The 22623-nt window shown below is 44.7% G+C and carries 25 protein-coding genes and 2 pseudogenes; 8 read left to right on the top strand and 19 right to left on the bottom strand.

Going from position 1 to position 22623, the window contains the following annotated elements; genetic code table 11:
- Positions 1-90 precede the first annotated feature (90 nt).
- The gene (locus AC0YNZ_RS27770; RefSeq protein WP_475829681.1) at positions 91-1308 is read right to left on the bottom strand and encodes an IS110 family RNA-guided transposase; all 1218 of its coding nucleotides are present in this window, start codon (positions 1306-1308) and stop codon (positions 91-93) included.
- Positions 1309-1492: 184 nt separating this feature from the next.
- A pseudogene (locus tag AC0YNZ_RS27765) lies at positions 1493-1678 on the bottom strand (IS4 family transposase); the annotation flags it as partial.
- 160 nt (positions 1679-1838) lie between these two features.
- Here AC0YNZ_RS27765 and AC0YNZ_RS27760 point away from each other — a divergent pair.
- The 3 genes from AC0YNZ_RS27760 to AC0YNZ_RS27750 all read left to right on the top strand — a co-directional run bounded on the left by AC0YNZ_RS27760 (position 1839) and on the right by AC0YNZ_RS27750 (position 4792).
- Positions 1839-3473, top strand: coding sequence for a GMC oxidoreductase (locus tag AC0YNZ_RS27760; protein WP_475829680.1), 1635 nt, complete (start codon positions 1839-1841; stop codon positions 3471-3473).
- A 603-nt stretch (positions 3474-4076) separates the two neighbouring features.
- Complete coding sequence (locus tag AC0YNZ_RS27755; RefSeq protein WP_475829679.1) at positions 4077-4595, top strand: hypothetical protein; 519 nt, start codon at positions 4077-4079, stop codon at positions 4593-4595.
- Positions 4596-4597: 2 nt separating this feature from the next.
- Complete coding sequence (locus AC0YNZ_RS27750) at positions 4598-4792, top strand: NlpC/P60 family protein (RefSeq protein WP_475829678.1); 195 nt, start codon at positions 4598-4600, stop codon at positions 4790-4792.
- A gap of 109 nt (positions 4793-4901) precedes the next feature.
- Here AC0YNZ_RS27750 and AC0YNZ_RS27745 read toward each other — a convergent pair whose 3' ends face one another.
- From AC0YNZ_RS27745 to AC0YNZ_RS27710, 8 genes are all read right to left on the bottom strand, one after another.
- Complete coding sequence (locus AC0YNZ_RS27745) at positions 4902-5381, bottom strand: ParM/StbA family protein (protein ID WP_475829692.1); 480 nt, start codon at positions 5379-5381, stop codon at positions 4902-4904.
- A gap of 481 nt (positions 5382-5862) precedes the next feature.
- Entirely contained in the window at positions 5863-6402 is a 540-nt protein-coding gene (locus AC0YNZ_RS27740) for a hypothetical protein (RefSeq protein WP_475829677.1), read from the bottom strand.
- 126 nt (positions 6403-6528) lie between these two features.
- Positions 6529-7308 carry a methyltransferase domain-containing protein gene (locus tag AC0YNZ_RS27735; protein ID WP_475829676.1) on the bottom strand — a complete coding sequence of 260 codons (780 nt, stop codon included), beginning with the start codon at positions 7306-7308 and terminating at the stop codon, positions 6529-6531.
- Between the two features lie 165 nt (positions 7309-7473).
- On the bottom strand, positions 7474-7821 hold the full coding sequence (locus tag AC0YNZ_RS27730) for a hypothetical protein (RefSeq protein WP_475829675.1): 348 nt from the start codon (positions 7819-7821) through the stop codon (positions 7474-7476).
- A 144-nt stretch (positions 7822-7965) separates the two neighbouring features.
- The gene (locus tag AC0YNZ_RS27725; RefSeq protein WP_475829674.1) at positions 7966-8364 is read right to left on the bottom strand and encodes an Imm1 family immunity protein; all 399 of its coding nucleotides are present in this window, start codon (positions 8362-8364) and stop codon (positions 7966-7968) included.
- A gap of 212 nt (positions 8365-8576) precedes the next feature.
- Entirely contained in the window at positions 8577-8948 is a 372-nt protein-coding gene (locus AC0YNZ_RS27720; RefSeq protein WP_475829673.1) for an iron chaperone, read from the bottom strand.
- Positions 8949-9129: 181 nt separating this feature from the next.
- Positions 9130-9597, bottom strand: coding sequence for a coagulation factor 5/8 type-like protein (locus tag AC0YNZ_RS27715; protein WP_475829672.1), 468 nt, complete (start codon positions 9595-9597; stop codon positions 9130-9132).
- 146 nt (positions 9598-9743) lie between these two features.
- Positions 9744-10280 (bottom strand): site-specific integrase, encoded by a 537-nt coding sequence (locus AC0YNZ_RS27710; RefSeq protein WP_475829671.1) that lies wholly within the window; start codon positions 10278-10280, stop codon positions 9744-9746.
- On the opposite strand from AC0YNZ_RS27710, the gene AC0YNZ_RS27705 reads away from it, so the two are divergent.
- Positions 10237-10665: a type II toxin-antitoxin system VapC family toxin gene (locus AC0YNZ_RS27705; RefSeq protein ID WP_475829670.1), complete on the top strand. Its 429-nt coding sequence runs from the start codon at positions 10237-10239 to the stop codon at positions 10663-10665. The two genes, AC0YNZ_RS27710 and AC0YNZ_RS27705, sit on opposite strands and share 44 nt — an antisense overlap.
- Before the next feature lie 147 nt (positions 10666-10812).
- Here AC0YNZ_RS27705 and AC0YNZ_RS27700 read toward each other — a convergent pair whose 3' ends face one another.
- The 5 genes from AC0YNZ_RS27700 to AC0YNZ_RS27680 all read right to left on the bottom strand — a co-directional run bounded on the left by AC0YNZ_RS27700 (position 10813) and on the right by AC0YNZ_RS27680 (position 17036).
- Entirely contained in the window at positions 10813-12321 is a 1509-nt protein-coding gene (locus AC0YNZ_RS27700) for a glycoside hydrolase family 32 protein (RefSeq protein ID WP_475829669.1), read from the bottom strand.
- Positions 12322-12382: 61 nt separating this feature from the next.
- The gene (locus tag AC0YNZ_RS27695) at positions 12383-13765 is read right to left on the bottom strand and encodes a glycoside hydrolase family 172 protein (RefSeq protein WP_475829668.1); all 1383 of its coding nucleotides are present in this window, start codon (positions 13763-13765) and stop codon (positions 12383-12385) included.
- A 73-nt stretch (positions 13766-13838) separates the two neighbouring features.
- Positions 13839-14732 carry a carbohydrate ABC transporter permease gene (locus AC0YNZ_RS27690; protein WP_475829667.1) on the bottom strand — a complete coding sequence of 298 codons (894 nt, stop codon included), beginning with the start codon at positions 14730-14732 and terminating at the stop codon, positions 13839-13841.
- Positions 14733-14746: 14 nt separating this feature from the next.
- The gene (locus AC0YNZ_RS27685; protein ID WP_475829666.1) at positions 14747-15622 is read right to left on the bottom strand and encodes a carbohydrate ABC transporter permease; all 876 of its coding nucleotides are present in this window, start codon (positions 15620-15622) and stop codon (positions 14747-14749) included.
- A 73-nt stretch (positions 15623-15695) separates the two neighbouring features.
- Complete coding sequence (locus tag AC0YNZ_RS27680) at positions 15696-17036, bottom strand: ABC transporter substrate-binding protein (RefSeq protein ID WP_475829665.1); 1341 nt, start codon at positions 17034-17036, stop codon at positions 15696-15698.
- Positions 17037-17215: 179 nt separating this feature from the next.
- Here AC0YNZ_RS27680 and AC0YNZ_RS27675 point away from each other — a divergent pair, with 179 nt between their 5' ends.
- On the top strand, positions 17216-18088 hold the full coding sequence (locus AC0YNZ_RS27675) for an AraC family transcriptional regulator (protein WP_475829664.1): 873 nt from the start codon (positions 17216-17218) through the stop codon (positions 18086-18088).
- 341 nt (positions 18089-18429) lie between these two features.
- Here the strand turns inward: AC0YNZ_RS27675 and AC0YNZ_RS27670 are convergent, their stop codons facing one another.
- Together AC0YNZ_RS27670 and AC0YNZ_RS27665 are read right to left on the bottom strand one after the other, a co-directional pair.
- Positions 18430-18642, bottom strand: coding sequence for a hypothetical protein (locus AC0YNZ_RS27670; protein ID WP_475829663.1), 213 nt, complete (start codon positions 18640-18642; stop codon positions 18430-18432).
- Between the two features lie 315 nt (positions 18643-18957).
- Positions 18958-19791, bottom strand: a complete 834-nt coding sequence (locus AC0YNZ_RS27665) for a hypothetical protein (RefSeq protein WP_475829662.1) — start codon at positions 19789-19791, stop codon at positions 18958-18960.
- 387 nt (positions 19792-20178) lie between these two features.
- On the opposite strand from AC0YNZ_RS27665, the gene AC0YNZ_RS27660 reads away from it, so the two are divergent.
- The 3 genes and pseudogenes from AC0YNZ_RS27660 (at position 20179) to AC0YNZ_RS27650 (ending at position 21219) form a co-directional block, all read left to right on the top strand.
- Complete coding sequence (locus AC0YNZ_RS27660; protein WP_475829661.1) at positions 20179-20388, top strand: hypothetical protein; 210 nt, start codon at positions 20179-20181, stop codon at positions 20386-20388.
- A gap of 339 nt (positions 20389-20727) precedes the next feature.
- A pseudogene (locus AC0YNZ_RS27655) lies at positions 20728-20958 on the top strand (YiaA/YiaB family inner membrane protein); the annotation flags it as partial.
- Positions 20959-21018: 60 nt separating this feature from the next.
- Complete coding sequence (locus AC0YNZ_RS27650) at positions 21019-21219, top strand: YiaA/YiaB family inner membrane protein (protein ID WP_475829691.1); 201 nt, start codon at positions 21019-21021, stop codon at positions 21217-21219.
- An 89-nt stretch (positions 21220-21308) separates the two neighbouring features.
- Here AC0YNZ_RS27650 and AC0YNZ_RS27645 read toward each other — a convergent pair whose 3' ends face one another.
- Together AC0YNZ_RS27645 and AC0YNZ_RS27640 are read right to left on the bottom strand one after the other, a co-directional pair.
- The gene (locus AC0YNZ_RS27645) at positions 21309-21734 is read right to left on the bottom strand and encodes a hypothetical protein (protein WP_475829660.1); all 426 of its coding nucleotides are present in this window, start codon (positions 21732-21734) and stop codon (positions 21309-21311) included.
- A gap of 13 nt (positions 21735-21747) precedes the next feature.
- Positions 21748-22572, bottom strand: coding sequence for a DUF817 domain-containing protein (locus AC0YNZ_RS27640; RefSeq protein WP_475829659.1), 825 nt, complete (start codon positions 22570-22572; stop codon positions 21748-21750).
- Positions 22573-22623 lie beyond the last annotated feature (51 nt).

Here is a 22623-nt window from a genome sequence, read left to right as displayed (position 1 = left end):
CTTGCACAACTGTTGAAGGCAACACCAAACTAACCCGGTAACATCTGTTTTTTGAAAAAGATCCGGGTCATAGAGAATTGATGTAAGCTTTTACGCGACCGCCTCAACAGTAACTTTGAAACCTAATGTTTCCAGTTCTTTTATCGATTGTTTGATGACCGTCTCACGTTTTCGCTCTTCATAATGGGATGGGCCCAACTCAAGATAAGGTTGTTTACGAGATAGAATGTGATAGGCGATCATCAGTATACTGTGGGCTACTGCGACAGCAGCACGATTGGCTCCTCCCCTGGCAGCAATTCGGTGATACTGAGACGATAAATACGTGTTTTTTGTGCGCGCTGCAGCTCGAGCAGCTTCGACCAATGCACTTCTAAGCTTCTGATTCCCTTTCCGCGTTCGACCGGATTTGCGCTTGCCTGCGCTTTCGTTGTTACCTGGTGCCAGCCCTGCCCATGAACATAAATGAGCAGCAGAAGGGAACTGATTCATGTTAGTTCCGATCTCGGCAAGCACTTGTTCGGCTGTCCGTCTTCCCACTCCGGGAATCGTATCCAATAACTCCAGGTCTTTCTCAAAAGGGAGCATGCGCACCTTCACTTCTTCATCCAGTTTTCCAATTTCTTGATCCAAAAGGTCGATATGCCGAAGCTGAGTCGCGAGCATAAGCCGCTGATGTTCTCCCATCAAACCATCCAATGCGCGCTTTAACTCTTCGTTTTTGTTTTTGAGTTTACGTTGTGCCAGACCCGCAAGCACTTCGGAACTCGTTTCGCCTTGAATCATCGCCTCAATCAAGGCACGTCCCGATTTGCCAAGCACATCGCTCGCGACCGATGAAAGCTTGATGTTCGCTCCTTCAAGTACCTTTTGTACCCGATTGACTTCTCGTGCACGCTCGTCAATAAGACTTCGCCGATAACGAATGAGTTCCCGGAGTTCCCTTTGGTCACGTGCGGGAATGTAACTGCCTTGCAGCAATCCGTGGCGTAGTAACCTGGCAATCCACTCGGCATCCTTCACGTCGGTTTTACGCCCCGGCACATTCTTCATATGCTTGGCGTTGACGACCAACGTTTGCAGTTCTTCGAGTTCCAATAGATTGTAGATGGGTTTCCAAAAAGAACCCGTACTTTCCATCGCAACATGGGTACAGCATTTGCTTTTGATCCAGTCTACCAACAAGATGGTGTCCTCGGTCATGGTAGAGAATGTGCAAACTTCCTTCCCTGCGGGTGTAATGATGCAGCCTACGACGTTCTTCTTGTGTACGTCCAGCCCGCAGCAACGACTGTAAACGACTTCCATCCTGCACTCATCCTTTACGGCTTGCTTCATTAAGGCTGGTGCAACAACCACTTGGGATTATTCTATCCTCTGTGCTCCCTTCTCAGGGAGCAACAATCTGTGGTGCACCTGGTCGCTGTGGTCTGTCTAAATCACGGGCTCGCAGCACCAAGGAGACTCGACCCACATTCGCCAGCCGTAAGTTGAGAGAAGTCGTAGCTATTCGTTGACTCACCCATACACATAAGGCGACTAAATCTTGCGCACGATATTTACTGGTTCGTGTGACGAATCCTGTTTCTTTGGCTAGTTGGGTGAGAGCAAGAGGAGACAAATGTCGTTCCAGTTCTTGTGAAAACAAATGAAGATCGTCTGAAATACCAAGATTCATCATAAAACGCTATCCTTTCATTAGTCAGTCTACTGAAAGAATAACGTTTTTTCGTTTTGAGGAGGTAGTATTTTCCTTAGCTTAATGGGCATGGGGCGGTATCCCTTACATAAACTAAATTAGGCGTAGGCTTCAGATGTAAAGGAGTGAAGAAGGAGTCATGGCAGTGAAAATATGGGTTGCTCGAAACAATGATACACTCCGAATCATCGCGGATCAAAAGCGTGTATCGATTGATGATCTCATAACACTTAATCCATCTATCGAATACCCCGATCAGAACATCGCTGGCAAACTGGTAACTCTTCCTTTTGTCACCGAATCGGACATAAGGCAAGCCGCTATTCCTCCGACATGTCCCCAACCATCAGAATATATCGATAATTGGATTCCTCTGACTCCATTGGAAACCATGGCGGAAAACGAATACGATGTTCTGATTGTTGGTACAGGCGCCGGAGGAGGAACCATGCTCTGGAGACTGTGCGAACAGTGGCGGAATAACGGTAAACGGATTGGCATTATTGAACGAGGAAGCATTGTTATGCCATCACATGGCCGAAACCTTCCAATGATGAATCGTACACGTCTGGAACAGTATTACCGATATATATCCAAACCATTGCAAGGCTCCTTACCGGAGTTTATAGGGGCAAGAGAAGTTATATGCCTTGGGGGAAGGACCGTGTTCTGGGATTTAGTTACTTCACGCCTGGATTTGTCCCTGCTTCCGGATTGGCCGGTTCCGCTTCGTGAAATGGAAACCTATTATGCCATGGCCGAGCGGGTCATGAATGTCACCCAAGAATATGCCAAAGGGTCTTCGTTAACGGAGAAATTGCTCACTCGACTGCAGCAAGGCGGTTTCCCCGAATCGAGATATATGCCGATAGCTGCTGACCTTCAGCCGACAAAGTTCGGGGAAGTTCACGCGGATGTTTTTTTCAGTTCGTTTTCTCTGCTGTCTAAAGCTTCATTCCTCAGATCTTTCGATTTGGCTATAAACGCCCGTGCAGTTCAAGTGCTGATCGATCAGGGGAAAGCAACCGGCGTCAAGGTCATGTCTCCGGATATGAGATCTTTTATTCTCAAGGCAAAAACGGTCGTATTGTCGGCCAGTACGTATGAAACTCCGCGTTTGCTGCTCAATTCGGGTATCGAGGGAGGGGCGGTCGGCCATTACATGACCAATCAAGTTTTTATGCTGGCTCCTGGAAAAGTGAGGCGCAGCGATTTCACGGGCATTGCAGGAACTCTCGCCATATTAATTACTGGAACGCCGGAAAAGCCCTATCAAATCCGTCTGATAGGGCCGAGCGGTTATGATTGGTATCCATCTTCTGAAGAAAAACCGTTCATAGAGGAGCTGGACATACTTCTCCAATGTTTTGGCAAGATTGATCCGCGATATGAAAACAGGGTCAGTCTTAACCCTGACATAAAAGATGAATACGGGGTACCGGAAATAGAAGTATTCTTTTCTTTCAGTGAAGCAGAACATGCCGAAATTCAAAAGATGTTGGAAACTGTTAAGCAGATTTCTTCCGTCGTCGATATCACCATGGGTGAAGTCTGCCTTGAACCTACCGGAGATTTGCATCACACTTCGGGTACGTGCCGTATGGGGGATGATCCTTCGACATCGGTCACGGATCAGTACGGTCAAGTTCACAGCATTTCCGGGCTGTATGTGGCCGACAACAGTGTTTTGCCATTCATCGGGTCCGGAAATCCAACGTTGACTACAGTTGCGCTAGCCATTAGAACGGCAGATCATATCATCACGCTAGCGTGAATAATTCATGCTAGCGCCCCTTCAATGGGGTGAATTACCATGTGTAGTTGTACTTGACCTCTCCCAAGAGGAAGGGAATCAACTTCTCCGCATTGTCACGTTAAAACAGAAAAAAAGAGTCCTTGACATATTTCATGAGCATATTTTTCCGTTTTGGGGGTGTAGGTATTTCTTAACTTGATGGGCAGGAGCGCCAGTGGAAGCGGAGCAAGCCATGATGTTCGAGCATAAACCAGAGGTCTCTGCTTCCTTGCGAGTCCCGTTAAAAATCCCAATGGAACCCGGATGCTATTTCCGGGGTCGCTTGGGATTTAGGGACGGTGAACCGGGGGATTAAAACACCTATTTTTGTTCAGGAACTTCATTTTCCACATACACTGGTATGTGGAAAGGGCTGGTGATGAAAAGATATGCAAAAGAAAATACGGCGCTTAGGTGTGCCTTCGGCTACGAAAAAGCAAGTGAAAATTTCCGCTACGTACAAAACACTTACAATAACAGTGCCTGACGCACCTGTTAATGAGCCGCTTCCTGCAAAAATGAAATTCTATGTGGATACGCGTTTTTTACACAACTCAAACAAACAGAATCAGATCCCTTATCGTGCTGGCATTAGGACAATGGAGAACTCATTTTGATCAAGTTGATGAATCTGGTCGATCTGGATACCAATTTTGCGTCAACAAGTATGCAAGATTTAATTTAGCACCCGTTTGGTTTGAAGAGAAGCTTTCAAACGGCGCTGCGGCAGCTGCTGTGCAGATGAATGGATTGACAACCCAAATTGCTGCTAATGGGTTCGGTCGTGCCGCTAAAGCTTATATTATGTATCAAGTTCCTGAGGCTTCCGACAATTTTTATATTAAAGGTGTGAATGCATCCGATCCGGAAAAAAATTCGTTGACTGTTAAAGTTAATCCAAAGGGATTGGTTAATAGTAATAGTAATTTAGTTCTTACAGGCGCACTAACTCATGCATGGCTCCATCGAGAAGGCTACAGACACCCTGCAGGTAAATTTACCGGCTATATGGCTGGCGAATGTAGCATGTGTTTAATGAGAGGAAATCAAAATAAAGTATCTGGACAAAAAGATAGTGTTCTAACGAAATATTTGGTCTAAACATGAGTATTTCAAATAAAGTCGTTAAATACGCCAAACGTTATGTTGGCATGCAGTTCAAAAAGTATCCTCCACCCATAGAAATCGACTGTTCTTCTTTTACGCAAATGGTCTTTGCGAAATATGGTATTCGGCTACATCGAACATCACAAGAGCTCACCCATAGATCTTGCTCGCGATCATGTAAAAGGCTTTAACGTTCGAGAAGAATGGATCTGGCTCAAGTAATTGGCAATGCGGGAAGAATTCTTCCTGCAGGTAAGGAAGGATCGCAGGTGCCCCACCCCCGCATAGATAGACTGCATCTCACTTCCCCCACTTCCGATTAACGGAATTCGTGCCGATTTGCCTTGCAAATGCAGCAACCTGCAGGTTGCTCTTACTCTCCATTCCTTCGGTGAATGTGAAGCTGCTCTTATTTATGTATTGCCGGTCTTTGAGAGTCGCGTAATTAACGCTGCCGCTACCAATATCGATCAGGCGTACTATTCCCATCCCCGGAGCTAGTAGGCCCGCTGCCGCACCTTCGGGTGATATTTCACACTGACGAATGACGATGGTTTTGCGAATCCCGTTTACAATCAGATCGTGCCGGCGCTGCAGCAAGTTTTTTATTGCAGTCTTCTCCTCTTCTGTATGAGTTGCGATAGGCTGGCCGACAACGATGTTGAACTCTATCCCTACTCCGAACTGATGCAATGCAATCAATATCCGGAGCAATGCGTCAAAGTGAGCCTTGGAGTCAGTGGTTAGATCGTAAAGGGATAAAACAGGAGTAGGTAGCAGAACAAGGGGGCGTGGGAAGAACTACAGTTTCGAATGCTTGTGGGGATGACCAATATATTCCAAGCGGGTCGTCAATGAAAAAAATAATAAAAGCCCTACGGGAAATAGATCCTTCAATTCGAGCTGATCAATTTTGGGATATATGAAGCCATTGATTAAGAGCAGCTGGATGATGTTCCGGAACATGTAGTGTGAATTAATGATAGAGGCACCAAAATGTTTCAATCCATTTCATCAAGTTACCTTCCTCGGCTCGTTCTAAAATATAAAACCTTAAGGAAAAAATATATTCCAACAGCCATGGCTAACAGCAGGATCGTTTTCACTGTAGCATCATCTATAAATTTAAATAGAACTAATGCTATAGAAACAGAAGAAAGACCTGCTATTACCATGAACACAGAGTTTACAATTAAATTAATAATCCACACTCTATGCATGATTTTTGAGGGCAGCCCTTCAGCATTGAACTCGTTCCTCGTTAGTTGAGCAACCAACGGGTCAATGACTTATCTTCCCAAACTTGTACTTCTATGTACCTCTCTGGCCCATTATTCCCTAAGGAATTCCACTCCTGGGGTAAACCAAATTCTTTTATTACTTCAATAATCTCATTTAATGTATAAATTTGACCTCGATATTTCTTCCCGTCCCGGTATCTCATCGTTGGAAACAAATCTCCATAAGTAAAGCTAATAGAATATGGATCGAATTCTTCAATAGGTATGTGAAGCTCCTTACCTTTTTCAAACCAATCCAGGAGCCACGGACATTCTCCAACAGTCATGTAATGCGGATAGTTTCGAATTGGCTTTCCGCCCTTTAGAATAAACAGTTCTCTTGCCTTTACTTCGAGGCTTCGCCGAATCGTTAGATAGTCCGCGGATCTTTTACTGGCGAATCCTTTCTTCTGAACCCGAATATCGTCAAGTATTCTCTCCGCATCTTCTAGTTCTAAATCAGATAAATTTTTAAAAGGTCCTGTTGATTCATCAAAATAATGGTATAGAAAATTCATCATTTAATTAACCTCACAAACCGTAATTGACTGACCGAGACAATCTTAACACGATATTGAACTATGCTGCTCGTTAGCGCAATGAAGCTACCATTACCGTCCGCACCTATGAATCAAACCAGATCGGTTTTATCGCTCGATAACCCCAGTTGTAATCTTCATATTTGCAGCATAGGACAAAAACACATTGTTTTTAAAAGCTTTTGACAAAAATGATTCCAGTCTGTACTCATTCTGCGCCTCTTCATAAGTAGAACCGCGGTTAACTAAATTTGCAATAAACGGTTCTTCTTCTCCAGGATCCGCTCCAAAGCCATCTTCCTGTAATGAGGTGTAAAGAGCATCCCTTTTCCCAACTTCAGCATTGGGATCTAAGAAATTCACCTTATCACTGACTCTGCACTCGATTTGCCTAATCCCTAGTTGGCTTAGATAAACAGGTACCTTTATTCCGACATTACCATCCTTGCCGCTGCGTTGTGCATCTCTTTCAAATAACTTCTGAAGAAATCCCAATTGGACAACATCCGATGAATGATACCCTTCAAGATAATAGCTTGCCATGCCTGAGATCCAGTGAGGTTCAAAGCAAATAATTCTGCCTCGATCCACCAAACAATCTATCATTTTTTGAAGAATTTCCTTAGGATTTTCCACATGCAATAAAAATGCATGGCAAACTACAATATCATACTTTTGATCAAAATCCATCTCCTGAATATCACCAAGGACAAATTCGGTTTTAAACGGAGCGTCTTCAAACACCTCTTCCGCATGATCAATTAATTTGTTCCCAGCATCAACACCCGTGTACATAGATCCTTCAGGAAGCAATGGTAAGAGTTTAGTCCCCAAATATCCGTAGCCACACATCAATCCAGTTCTCTTCAAATTTCTTCGTGCATTCATTAATAACATCTTGATTTATAATGTTTGAAAATGCTTCGACTACTACAGAATAGAGATGTTCATTAACGCCAACTTTATCAATCATCCATTTTAGCCCTGCATGGACACCCATATCGCTGCGGTCGCGTATGGTTCCACTATCGTACCCGTTAACAGTTTAACTGTCTAATCAAGAACAAAGAAGTCGTCAAAAGATTGACCTTCTAATGTATAAAGCATTTTATAAATACCTAGTTTTTTATTCTTATAGACAATCGGTATATAGGATACGACATAATCGAAACCATATGAGTAGCCTTCGTACACTTTCGTTTCATCCCACGTGTCTATAAATAATGCTACGCTTTTCATTTCTACTGTTAGTAGCTCAGCATCAAAATCATCGCCAAATACTTGTCTAAACTCCCCTGGGTCTTCTTGTATGTAATTATTAAAGCAAAACCAAAAACCAGCAATGGTTGTTTTTTCAATATCATTTTTAACAGCCCATTGTCGTAATTCTTTATCCATCATTCAATCACCTCTATGTTATTATACTGCCCGTTAGCCATGCATGCAGCGCAAGCGCCACACCACAGATGATGAAAATGGAGTTAATTTTCATGGGAGCTTAATATGAGAATATATGTCACGGAGCTATCGATCCCTGATAGCGAGCTATTCACCCAGCCAATCCGCTGAATCATCAATCTTTCCACTTGTGAAAAATTCTCTGACAGCAGAAAGCATTAAATGTTGGTCAACGCAGAAATTCATTGGATATTCACTTAATTGTCCTCCAGCTACTAACTCCACTAACTCTTCAGATCCATATTCATTAACTAGCGTGTAAAATGTTTCGTTATCCAAAGTTGCTGTCACGATATATTTGCCTTTTTCTCCGCCTCCAATTAACATTTGCGAATCATTACTGCCATCAAGCGTAATCAGTGTATGTATGCTACCGTCTAATTTCATTAAATGGCTTTCAATATGATGCCAAGAAGGATGATTAATCCGTTTCCCTGCATCTACATTACTAATCCATCTATCTATCCACATCGATTGAACGTACATATTGGCACCTCTTAGAACCATTTTACTTTTTATTCGTGAAACAAATACTTAACCCCTTCAATTCAATGTTTTCGTTATCACGCTATTCAGCCTTTAAGCGGAGAAAAAGCAGCCAATAATAGTGGCTGCCTTCTCCTGATGGTAACCGATCGTTAAGGCATCAAAAGGCCTTAAAACGCAAATATGAGCCTCGAAGGTCTATCCTAGTTTTTCTATTTCCGCCAAAAAGTCGAACAGTCTACCTTATCCAAAATATTAAACTCGATCATTTTCTCAAGTAATGAGAAATCAACCGGACTATCCCACTGGATACGTACCAACTCCTTGCTGTGATCATAGCCTGCCTGTACAATGCCATCAGAAAAATGATTAATCCCTGCTCTTTCAGGGGCAACAGCCAAATGATGTTTGGCTACGCTAAAGCCAATAATAAATGTGCCGTGATCGGTAAACATAGGCTGATTCCACGCAATTTTTGGCATTAAATTTGGAAATTTCTTAGTTACCCAAGTCAAAACTTCTTCCGTTCGGCCCCGATGTTGCGGGTTATCAATATGTGCTAAATATTCTGCAAAAACTTCCATGTTGTTCCCTCCTAAAATATAAATTATGTCGTTCAGAGAAGTCCCTCAAATCCATTCGTCGTTAAAACTCCTCACAGAACCGCTCAGTAACGTTGAACAAGGAGCAGCCTGCCTCTGGCAAACTGCTCCTTGATTCGTTGGATTTTCGTTCCCCGTTACTTTAATGTAAGGTCAGTTGTTTTTAGATTCCATAATGAATTATTAATTGATTATAGTCCGAGGCTTTGACAGCTAACCCAATCAATTGTTTAAATTCAAATTGCATTCTTTCTCTCTTCATCCTATTCCTTGTCTGTTCCCAGTAACCTTCTCCGTTCTCCTCTTCTTTCCAGATGATATCTCCTCTATAGCTAAATGTGTCTGGTGCTTCATCGATTAATTTTAGCCACTTGTCTAATACCCTTATTAGCTTCTCAGCTCCAGTTTTATGAATAACGGTTAGTCCATGGTAATTCAATCCACGACCACTTTCTTTTGTTTCTGGGTTATACGAGGGCATCCAGTTCAAGAAATCCATCATGTACTGGATAATATCATCTGATATTTCAACTTTTTCTTCCCATGTATACCGATTAGTGTTGTACCATTCATATCGATCGTTTAACTCAAAGTCGCTGCTAACAAGAAAAAACTCATGTGTTAAACTCATTCAAATCACCTGGGATTCCCCGATGTTAATTTAGTGGTCTTCAGACATTAATATTAACATACGTTCTTCTGTCAACGGGATTAATTATAAATGGTTTTAATTATAAACAATCTTATGAAATATTCGCCATTCGCATGGATCGGGTACTATAACTTTTCAACAAACCCCGCAGACGTGGCTGCCGGCCTCGTATAAATCGTTAAATATCGTTTATTCCGGTGCCGCAACAGCCGTTCAAAATCTTGCTCTGTCACATCAGGATGTTTGGCTAATTCATTGGCAAAAGTATGGCGCAAGTCATGCGGGCGCAGCGGTGAAATATAGCGCTCTGGATCTTTCAGCTCTGCATCGTGCCATTTGCCGATTTGTTCCAAGATGCGGTTTATGGAACGAGGGAATAGCCGGCTATCTGCTTTTCGAGCCGGAGTTCCTTTCGCACTCAAGAATAAAGCGAGCGTTTCATCCGAAGCATCCAGCTGACGCTCCTCTTCCAAATAACCGGCCAGGGCAGCCCGTGCATCGGCTGATAAATATTCGGTTCCTTCCGTCTTTCCTTTCCCCCTTATCCGGACAATTTTAGCACTTCGGGAAGCACGCAGTTGAGCAGGATCATGGGGTTCCACTTGATCGAAGTTCAAATTGACGAGCTCCTCCCGGCGCAGCCCCGTCAAAAGCAGGAACATTTTTATATATGTGTTTGAGCAGCATCATGAATTTGGTGAGAAAGCAAAGCGGCTGCTCGAGCAAATTGAGGATGGAACGTATTCCGCTATTGCTTCGACCATTTCATTGACCGAGATCTTGGTCAAACCAATTCGAGATGGGAACTTGGCTCTAGAGAAACAGTACAAGCTGCTTTTCGCCCACTTCCCAAATCTTTCTGTTATACCCGTGGATAATGCGGTTGCCGAACGGGCCGCTTTTCTACTAGGAAAATACGGAATGGAAACACCGGATGCGCTAATGATCGCATCCGCCATCGTTGCACAAGAGGATGTTTTTGTTACAAATAATTTTCGACTGGAACAAGTGGAGGAAATACCTTGTAAAAGTATGGATCAATTATAAATGCAAGAGGAAAAAAGCTAGCAAGTTCCTGATCCGCAGTGGCCGCCTTAGTCACGTACCGGACGTATGTTTCTTTCCTCCACTATTTAATAGTAAAACCCGGTCCGCCCTATTTCGGCTGACCGGGAGGCTGGCTATTCTATGTTCTTACCAAGCGGAACACAGTTTCCAGATATCGATCGAACTTACCGTGACCAGACCGCCGGTTGAGAAAACTTCCATATGGATGCTGCCCGGATCCGGATATATATTATTGGTCATCACGGTACGGTAATGATCCGTATAGACTTCGACCACAGCGGTGTCGATGAAAATGTGCAGTTTCAAATCTTCTTCGCCCGATCGTTCCAAAATAACCGACGGAACGCCCTCGCTCCATCCATCGGACTGATTTCGGTCGAAACGAAGCTCGTTTGTCGTCAAATTGTAGATGAGCATCGTCCGCTGCGTACCGTCACCAGAGGCTCGAAGCACGAATCCGATCTCCTCCGCTGTACAACCGGCCAATTGAAACTCCGCGATGATTTCCACGCAATCGCTTGCGGCATACTTGGGCAGCACGTCGGCCCCCGGGGAGATGGTCGTATTCTCCAGACGAACATGCTCTCGGCGAAGCACCTTCAATTCCTCCACAGGCGCAAATATCAACCTGCCGTCGGTATCCAGCTCCACGGTTCTCGGCGCAGACATTGCGCCGCACCAGTGATTCTTCTCCGTTGGACCGAAGTCTTTGAACCATGGCATCCAATCCCAGGCGTTCAACCAGGCAATGATCACTCTTCTTCCTTTGCCGTCGAGAAACGATTGCGGCGCGTAATATTCGTACCCATGGTCGATATCTCCCATCGCATCCCAGGTGAATTTCCCTGTCTCATAATCCATATCTCCAACGAGGTAAATCGTTGTTCGATTACCCATTCCCATGGGCGAAAACATCAGGACGTGCCGTCCGCCGAGTGGGAAGAAATCCGGACATTCCCACATATAACCCATTGTACCGTCACTTTCCGCAAGTATCCCGACATATTCCCAGGCACGAAGATCAGGCGATTTGTATAGCAGCGCCTTCCCGATATTGTCTTTCCTAGAGCCAACTACCATATACCAGAGTTCACCGTGTTTCCATACTTTTGGATCGCGAAAATCAACAGAGCCATCTTCCGGAGGGCCCGGAATAACAGGGTTGCCTTCAAATTTCTCGAATGTGATGCCGTCTTCACTTGTTGCCAGGCATTGGGTCTGGATGACCTGCCCGTCCTCATTTAGAATGGTTCCCGTGTACAGCAGGGTGAGGACGCCGTTGTCATCCACGGCACTTCCGGAGAAGCAGCCTCCGCGCTCATGCAAATCATAGGGCTCGCTCGGTGCGAGAGCGATGGGCAGATGTTCCCAATGTATTAGGTCCTTGCTCTTTGCATGTCCCCAGTGCATCGCGCCCCACCTGGAACCGTACGGGTAATGCTGATAGAAGAGGTGATATTCCCCCTTGTAGAAGATCAACCCGTTTGGATCGTTGATCCAATAGGCCGGCGCCATAAAGTGATATTTTTGCCGGCTTAGGTCTCTGCTTACGGTGTCTTTGATCTTAGCGATCGAATGCTCTGCTTTCAATAAAGCTTCCCGGTGGGAGGTCTTCCCTTTAGTTGACAAATCCACGAATATTCCTCCTACTGTTTATTGCTGCAGGACCATGAGGTCCTACAGCAATAGGAATCTCTTACTTAAACGAGTTCCGGATGTTTTTGCTCTGTTCGATGTTTCCTTGGGAGTGTCTGGATAGCCTGTCTACTTTCTTCTGAACTTGATTCGTCCGGCCTTCCGAATACTCGTTCATTCGCTCTTTAGCGAGCTCGTAGGATTCCTTCATTTCATCATTCAATTCTACCTTCTTCAGCGGACCCGGGCTCGGGAATTGCGGCATCGGTTGGATGCGTTCTTCCACCGGCAGAATGCCGAACGGCTTCGAAGGAAGCGTCTGGTACCAATAAGCCGTGGATGACCAGTCGTCGGATAGATGATTGGCATGCCCATGTTCAATGGTGACTTTAATGCTCTCAGAGAAATGAACCGGATCGGTAATATGGAAGCGGTACGAAACCTGATAACCGGGAACATCGCTCTCGTGCACGATAGAGCCGTGAAACGGAAACGCGTTCTTCTGCATGCCCCAAGCATGGTTGAAATAATCTTCCGCGCCTGTTCCGACAATGCTTGGCAGCTTCTCGCCGTCGATGAAGAACATATCGTCGCCTTCTCCCCACCAGCTGCCCTGGAAGTGTGTAACGGACAGATTGCAGCCGATATAATGGCCTTTCCCTTCCGCTTCCAGGATGACGTAGTTACCTGCTCCGTCGAGATTTGCAACCCGATTCACCTCCGGCGTATTGACCTGAAGGTCGGGCCCCCAGCCATCGCATGGGTTCTCACGGCGCCATTGCGCATGGAAATAAGCCGTGTCATCGCCGAAAGGCCGCTTGTAGAGCTCATAGTCGATATGGAAATATAGACCGAACGGCACATCGTTTTCATTGATGATTTCGATTCTGGCTCTCTTATTGAAGGGCATTGGCAAGTAACAGTTTACAGATGCAACCCCGCCGAACTTGAATTGTTCCTCCGGTTTAGCGGAAACCGTGAAAGGGAGCGAAGCAAAATTGCCCGGCATGGAATGGCCGATACAGAAAAAATCTCCATAAGGGACAAGCACGCTCGGATGGGATTGATCGTCCCAAGTCATCTTGATCAGCACTTTACGGTACCAAGCCGGGTCAGCCGTCTCCCACGTCACGCCAAGTGCGTTATGAATTTCATTCACCGGTGCGATATTGCCGCCGCCTTCCGGATTGATGACGCTCGGTCCGTGTGTTCTGCGGCAGAACGATGTCATCCAAATATGTGAAATGCTTCCCGGCCCTTCGAAGTCGCCAAGAACAACCGATTCACCGGCGGGAATCATCCAGTAATCCTGATTACGTCCGTCTTGATCCCAGCTGGATGCCCTGGCGGTGCGGACTTCCTTGATCTGAGTGAGCTTACTGAGCAAATTTAACGATTGGCTTTGCACGGATGATTTCTCCAGGTTTAACGATTGATTTTGCATAAATGATTTCTCCTTTTGATAAGTTTTGTTATATGGAAAATAGTTGTTGCCGACTTGGAAGTTGCCTGTCTGCTCAGCCTTTCACAGCGCCTGCCGTCATGCCTTCAATAATGAATCGCTGGAAGAAAGCATAGAAGATTAACTGCGGAATAATCAGGAGGATGCTGGCAGCGATGATGCCGCCGTAGTCGATGTTGAACCTGCCCTTAAATTGAGAAATACCGAGCGAGATCGTCGTCATAGCCTCATCGCTGATCAAGGTCACGGCGAAAGGGAACTCGTTCCAAATATACAGCGCATTAAAGATGAATACCGTAGCTACTACAGGCATGATGATCGGAAACACGACTAATCTGCCTAAGGTAAGCAGCCCGCATCCGTCGATGATCGCCGCCTCCTCCACTTCCTTCGGAAATCCCCGTAAAAAGCCGGTAAACAAAAGGGTGTTGAAGGAAATGGCTGTCGCGATATAGGGAATGATCAGCGATGCGTACGTATCCAGCAATCCGAACGATATGGTCAGCCGATAGACAGGAAACAGTAGGATGAACGCCGGTATGGCAAGCCCCATTAATAAGAGAGCGGCAATGGAGCGTCTTAGCCTTTCCGACCTGAAGATCATGCGTGACAACGCATAAGAACTCATGAAGGTGATCAAGATTTCGATTACGATTGTCACGATTGCAATGATAAAGGTATTTTTATATAACAACCCCAAATTCAATGTATGCAAGGCGCGACTGTAATTATCAAAGCTAATGGTTCCAGGAAGACTGAATGGGTTGTTCAGGATGTCGCTGTTCGATTTGAATGATAATAATATCATCCAAAGGAATGGAAGCAGTACGATCAGGGTGACGAGATAAGACAGCACGGCTTTACCGGTACTCCCGGAAGAACGCGTCAATCGATTACGTAAGGCAACTTGAGTTATCGGCTTGGAGCTTGTGCTTGCTGCATGATTCACCTTTGTCCCTCCTCCTATTCCTCGATGTTCTTTTTGCTGAGCCCCATGTAAACCAGGGAGAAAACCATAGTCAGCAGGAAAGTGACGGTGGCGATCGCCATTCCGTAACCATACTCGCCTGAAGTGAAGGTCACGTCATACATGTAAGTCACCATCACTTCCGATAAGTGATTCGGTCCACCGTTCGTGAGCAGCAATACGGTCTCGAATATTTTAAATACACCCGTAATGATCAGGACGACATTGATTTTAATGGTCTCGCCCAGCATGGGAACCGTGATGCGAAACAACTGCTGAAGCTTGCTTGCCCCGTCAATGGAGCTTGATTCATAAACATCCCGCGGTATCATCTTTAAGCCGGCCAGGAAAATCGTAGCAAGGAAACCGATCATCTGCCATGTGAATACGACGCCTACGGAATATGGCGTCAGCTTCGTTCCTCCGATCCATTGCAGAGCGAGTTGATCCAGCCCGATTTTCTTAAGAATCACATTGATTAATCCCATCTGCGGATCGAGGATGAATACCCAAATCAATCCCACCAGAATCGGGGCCACGATGCTGGGGGCAAAGTTCATGGCCTTGACGGCATTTCCGCCCTTGATCTTCACATTGAGCAGCAGAGCGAGCAGAAACGCGCCCGGCAAAAGCAGGACAAACGCAACAAGCAGGACGATGAACGTATTCTTGAGCGATTTCCAAAACAATGAATCGCCCAGCAAGCTGGCGTAGTTATGCAAGCCCACGAATTTCGCTGCGCCAATGCCCGAATATTCTGTCAGGCTATAGCAGAACGATACGATCACCGGAAGAATGATATAAACAAGATACACGAGCAAGGTGGGAAGAAGCATAAACAGGATATATCTTCGTTTGCTAAGCCAGATCATCACGCTCTCTCCCTATCGTATGGATTGTAGGAACGATTCTGCCGGAGCCGTACACCGGCAGAATCGTTTTTTGCTACTTGGAAACCTTATCATCAATGAGCTTGAGCGCCTCTTCCGGTTTGTAGATTCCGTTGATAACGCCGTAAATGCTGTCGTTCAACTGATTGGCAACTGCTTCGGACACAACTAGGTCGGGTTGAGCTGCCGGACGCTCCCATCCTTCTTCATTTAGCTTGCCTATCACATCCGCATAGACCGGGTATTTCTCCTTGTCCACATTACCCGTGTATTTCACGACTGGAGGCGCTTCATTTTCGGCCATTACGGCTGCCCCCTCCTGACTGTAAAAGAATCCGAAAAATTTGGTTACCGCATCGTACTTTCCCGCGTCGTCTTTTACTTCCGCGCTCGCGACCAGAGGAGCTGCAGCTACTGCCATGGCAACCTTCTGATTGCCTATGCCGTCCGAGAAGGTCGGTCCCCATGAAAAGCCGGCCGTCTTGCCGATCGGGCTGCCTTCGATCTTCTTAGTTTCCCATACGCCGGCATCGAGCATCGCCGCTTTGCCTCCCGTGAACATTTCGACCGCTTGAAAGTAGGAAAGCGTCGAGACATTGTCTGGGAAGGCGCCGTTTACGCGAAGCTCGTCGATCTTATTGAAAAAGCTCAGAAAGTCGGGATTAGCAAATTTGTCTTTCCCCGCCTGAATGTTATCGATCTTCTCAAAGAAGCCATAACGGGTCAGCATCCCGAGGAACGCCCACGTGCTGAATGTGTCCTTCGCCCCCTTCGCGATCGTCACTACATTGTTCTCCTGGAACACTTTGACGGCTGCGAGAAGTTCATCATAGGTTTCCGGAACCTTGACACCGTATTGATCAAACAACGCTTTGTTATACCATAAGCCGGTGACCAAGGCCTGATACGGCAGTCCGAACTGTTTGCCGCCATCCTGATAAGCGCTTACCATTTTGGAATCGATACTGGCAGCGGTTTCAGGATTGATTTTCAAAAAATCGCTAAGATCGAGCAGTAGTCCAGCCTGATTCATTTCTTTGGCCGGAGCCGGCAGCATCCAGAATATGTCCGGCAGCTTCCCCGCCTGCGCCATCATTTTCATTTTCTTCACATGTTCCTGCGTTTCCGAACCCTGAAGCTCTATCTTGATTTTTGGATATTTCTCTTGAAATTTCTGAATGATTCCAAACATATACGGCTCTTGTTCCTTCACGTTGGCCACATGCATGGCAATCGACAGTGTTACCTGCTCAGCATCGGATGCTGTATCTCCCTGGCCGGTATTGGCGCCGGCATTTACTGGCGCAGGGTCTGCGGTATTTCCGCTTTTACCGCATGCCGCCAAACCGAGCATCAAGAAGCATACGATCAGGACAATCGACAATCGTTTATTCATTGCTCATACGTCCCCCTTTTTCACATTCCCCCAAGATAGCAAATATTGCACTGCCTCTCGAAGTATAAGCCAATAATACTCTCATAAAATCTGATTGTATTTAGCAAAGCTTATTTTATATTTATCATTTATTGCTTTTATGTTACGCTTACAAAAATCGATGAAAAGGCGGTAGTCGTATGATCCTGCATCAAATTTCCCCTTACATTCGCGTTGCCATGGATAATACCGTTGAGCGTCCTTGGGTCATTCAGGAGCGTGTGCTGTTCGATTATGAGCTGTTGTATATTATGGAGGGTAAAGTCATCGTCACCATTGAAGATGCCGTCTATGAAGGAGTTCGCGGGGATATTTTCCTGTTCCGTCCGAAACAGCGGCACAAAATCGTCAAAGTCGAAGGGCAGCGGCTTAGGCAGCCTCATCTCCACTTTGATTTCTTTTATTCGGAGGACAGCGATAAAGTCAAGGTTTCCTTTCGGCCGCTTGAAGAGATTAGCGTCGACGAACATACTTGGTTCAGGGAAGACATCATCGACGAAATGCCGGTCCCGTTATCCAGCCATTTGCGGCTGAAAAACCCGATTCTGATCGAGAAAATGCTAATGGACATTATCTACGAATATGAAACGAAAATGCCCTTTTACGAGTTCAAGGTTAAAGGATTGTTCATTCAACTGTGGATTCAATTGCTGCGGGAAAATTATTGGCACCTCAACCCTCATCTTGAAACGAACATGCACGCATTAATGCATATCAAACAATACCTGATGCACAATACGAGCCGGAAGGTGAGTCTGGATGAGATCGCGAAGATGTCGGGGATCAGCAAGCATTATCTGGCCCGTCTCTTCCAGAAAGCTTTTGGCATGAGTCCGATCCAATACCACCAGCTCATGCGCGTTCATGCCGCCCGGCATTTGATCCAGTTCACGACAGACCCGCTGACGATCATTGCGGAAAAGATGGGTTTTCCGAATATCCATGCATTCAGCCGGTTCTTTAAAACGGTCGAAGGTACCGCCCCTTCCTTTTACCGCAGCAGCAAAAATTAATCCGGCGCCCAAACAAGGTGCAGGAGAGTTTCACCGATCCACAGTTTGGACTTCAACACGGAACTTTCTATACCGCAATAAAGCCAATGACATGGCTGGAAATGATCTCGGTCATGGATATTAGTCAATAAGGGGCCACCTCACGAAACGGAAATAATCGTACGCTAAGCAATTCATTGCATGAAAAAACCGACCCCTTTACTCTATAAGGGAATCTGGTTTTCGTAATCGCAGCTTGATTGGAATGCTATCGTTCCCATTAGCCACACATGCAGCGAAAGCGCCGCACCACAGATGATGAAAATGGAGTTAATTTTCATGGGAGCTTAATGACGATTAAATTAACTCCGTCGTCCGCTGCTCCAACTAAACCGAATACCTCCTATATCTTCAATTGTTTTTTTGCCCGACAAAGATACTTCAATTATCTCATTAGGAAAATCACGATGTTTCTCTATTACCTGATCAGTCCACTCGATAATTTCTTGTTTTCTGAAATAACCAATAACTAATCCAAGGTAATAGTAAGCACATAGTCCTTTTATTGTTTCCACAGTAGGCCCCTTAGGATTTGTAGATTTCACATTTGCGAACTTTGCGATATCCTGCCTTTTGTTGCTGTAATTTACCAGTTACGTAACGGCGTTTTCAGTAAATAACTTATCTTATGTATTGAAAAAAACCGCCCCCTCAAAGGACTGGTTCCCGCTGCCATCATTGAACTATCGTACCCGTCCATCCATGCCGCTTACGCGATACCACAGATTATCGAAGTAATTGCGTTCTTCCATGGGAGCTCAACGAGGCTGCCGTCCCATACCGGCAGCCTCGTCCTGATGATCGTTACGCTATAGTATCCGTTAGTCAAATTAAAAATTGGGTATAAATTCATCTTTTATATTCATCAAGCCAACATCGTAAATCACTTCAATTTCGTGTTCTTTACCATTGCTGTCCTCTATCACGAAAGTAAACCGATTTTTATAACGGACTGACATGCTCTCGGAATTTAAAAAATTCTTATAATTGCGTATTATGTCATCAGCAACCCAATCAGGAACGTCAACATCGTCGGGGTTTAAAAACCCAGCCAATTCGGTTGTGTTCCCCTCATCAATAAGGTCTAAATATTTAACAACCATTTTCTTAGCATAAGGAAAATACGTTATATAAGGGTTGTGGTAGACAATACCGCCATCTTCTTGATATTGAATAACTAACGAATTCTCTACATGATTTCCCTTAAAATTCTTATCCACCAAAACGAATTCATACTGACCACCTTCAGGATACATTGCAGGTCCATCATTATTGATTTGTACTGATAGGGATTTCAGGTCAAAATTTACATCGAAGCCTTCAATTATTATATTTACTCCTTCAATATCTAGTCGAGAAAGGGCAGACTTATTAAGTAATCCTAATAATTTATCTGAATCTTTTTCCTTAATAAGTTCTAGGAGCTCCTGGGCATCTTTTATCGCTTTCATTTTATTAGTGTCTGTATTCTCTTGGCTCGAGGGGGTGGTTTTCTCTTTTGGTACTATGTTTTGTTCTGTTCCAGATGAGGTCACTGTATTAATTTTTCCCTCAGTGTTACCATAGTTACTCGATGCCATGTCAACGGTTCTTTGATTCGTACAGGCAGATAAGATCAATATCAACAATGCCCCTATAAAGACCACCCGAGATGAATTCGTCAATTATACCACTCCCTACATCCTAAATTTCTAAAGTTTCAACTAAAATGATGGCTTCTGAGTTGCTCCATTTCAGAATACTCGCCTTCTTTAACAAATAAACTCAAAAATCAAACGCTAAAAATATACCGAATGTTGCGTTAATCTGCCCGTTAGTTGAGAAAACGGCAGCCAATTCACCAGCTGCCGTCTCTTCGTGCTTATTGAGCTATCGTACCCGTCCCTCGGTTTTAAGGGTTTATCTCACATATACTCACTCATCCGCAGGATTTCATCACCATGGAATAGTAACATCGTCATAGAGACACGCTGTTACCTGAATCGTTTGTTCGGTTCGCAGCAGGTGATGTAAACCTAGTATCCTATATTGTAATAGGTGGATGTAACGGCTTGTCCAGTAAAGCTGGAAATGTGTTTCCTAAAGAAATCAAGCACACATTTGATGCTCTTCTAGAGAACAGAACCGTAAATGTTGAAGAAATCGCTCAGATGATTGCTCAGGCCACACACGGTCAGACTATTGTGAATATAAAAGAATATTACAATCAATTAGGAATGAGAACGGGAGGCTGCCGCTCACCTCTGGGAGCAGCAAGATAACCAAAATACGGTTAGCCCGACATCTGAAGAGTCTGTTCCAAAATAAAGATGTCTATACATCTATCATAAGAATGAAGACATCTTTCGGGCTCGTTCTTCGGAGCTTAATGATTAAATGAACGCCGCTTTTAATATAGATTCCTCTCCTTTATCCCCCTACTTCCTAGCCTATATTACTAGATCATATTACATGTTTCATATTGTAAATATTAATACGACCTAACCTAGTACCTGGTACTATAGAAAGTTGGTACTATTTCACAATTGCAATCAGCTGTAAATTTAAGACATCAAGAACGATCATTTAACTCGATTCGGGAGGCAACTCAAATGGAAAAAATGGATATACTGCACCTTCGCAAGCCAGCTAACTTTTATCGTCGTCGCAATACACCGACCTATACCTTCATGGCATGGGCTGCATTTATCATCGCCTGCAGCTTCGAGTTTATCGGCATCTATACACTCAAGCAGCCAATGTCCGTACAGGGCTATTATGCGGTAACCGGCGTGCTCTTGATCATCACCTCCTTCCTTCTCCAGAAGATAGCACGTGATAATGACGAAGACCAATATCTTAAGGACTACAATCCAGGACACAGAAGTCGCAACACCTCTGCTTTCACGTTCATGGCATGGGCCGGCTTTATTATCGCAATTCTCGCACAATATATCGGCATCTTCACACTTGAAGAGCCTTTATATGTGAAAGGCTACTATTCTATCGCCGGTGCATTTCTAATCGTGGCTTGCCTTGTTCTTCAGAAAACGATTCGGGACAATGAAGAGGATCATGCTCATGTGAATCCGGCTGAGGAATTCGAAAGCTAATAGTAACAAAAATAAACTCCGTTTAATATAAAATGAGCAGGTCACCGCAGCGCCTGCTCATCAATGTGTTATTCAACTATCGTGTCCCGCTAGCGTAATGGAGACTGCCCACGTTGGAGATAATTATCGATCAGGGCATACATGAAACCAACAGTTCCGAAGATTAAAATGGAGCTGCTAATATTCAGATTGTATTCCTGAATAAAGTGGTCACTGTAAAACTTATGGAATATGAAGATTCCTCCTATTCCACCCAGCATGGAGTACAGCAGCACCCGACCAAGCGCAACCGTCACGATTTTGCTAATAACGATAGATAACGGTATTAAAATAACAGGATAGAAGACAGATGCAATAAGAAACATCATCGTCATAAAAATAAAACCTATATTACGAAGACCATAATATTCGCTTGTGGTGATTTTATATCCTTCTATTAGTTCCAAGCCCACTGCAGCAACGCTGAACAAAATGATAAAAGAAATCCATAAAATTAAGTATCTTACTATGTGCAAAATTATCACCACCTTAGCTGGACCATGAATCTTTCGTTTTCCGGCTAGCTTTAACATGTTTAAGCTGGGCAACAATAATGACGCTAATGATTACCAGAAGGAACCACGAACTGATCTTACTGAAACTAACCAATTGCCAGGCTTGGTACTGGTCAGGATATTTCCAAGCATGAAAAAATGTAGCTATATTTTCGGCTAACCAGATGAAAAAACCTACTATGAAAAAAGCCAATGTCAAGGGCATTCGATAAGTAATGGTCCGTACCCGATATATGATCCATGTTCTCCAAAAGACAATGAGCACAAGCGCCGTCAGCCACCAACGAAAATCAGGAATGAAATGATGTGTGAAAAAGTTCAGATAGATGGCTCCTCCTAGTAATCCCGCAGAAGTAAGCCCCGGCCAGCCGGTCATGTCCATCTTCAGTCTACGCCATACCTGACACATAAAGCTTGCGACACTTGCATACATAAATCCGCTATAGAGCGGTACACCGAACAGCTTTGTAAGCCCGGGCTCAGGGTATGACCATGATCCCATCCTTACCTTGTATATTTCCAGCAACAAACCAATACAGTGAAATATACAGATAACTTTAATTTCATCGCGCGTCTCTAATCCACTGCGGTACATGAGGTACTGCACTGTAAGCAGTATAAGAAGAATGGCATCATAACGGTAAATGAAAGGCACCTCTATTACGCTAGAAAGAGCTAAAGTCCCAAAGATCGCAATAGGAAATATGCAGCTCATCGCCTGATGATAGCCAAAATGCAGTAGTTGTATTATTGGTTTCAATGATGTTATCTCCTCGCCGGGTAGCTTTAGCCTTTTCATTCTTCAAATAGCCCTCATCTATTCAAAAGGTGGGGGCTATGCATCATATAC

This window comes from Paenibacillus sp. J2L1-98, from assembly GCF_056269405.1.
The sequence above is the reverse complement of the archived record's forward strand: the minus strand, read 5'-3'. Positions and strand labels throughout refer to the sequence as shown.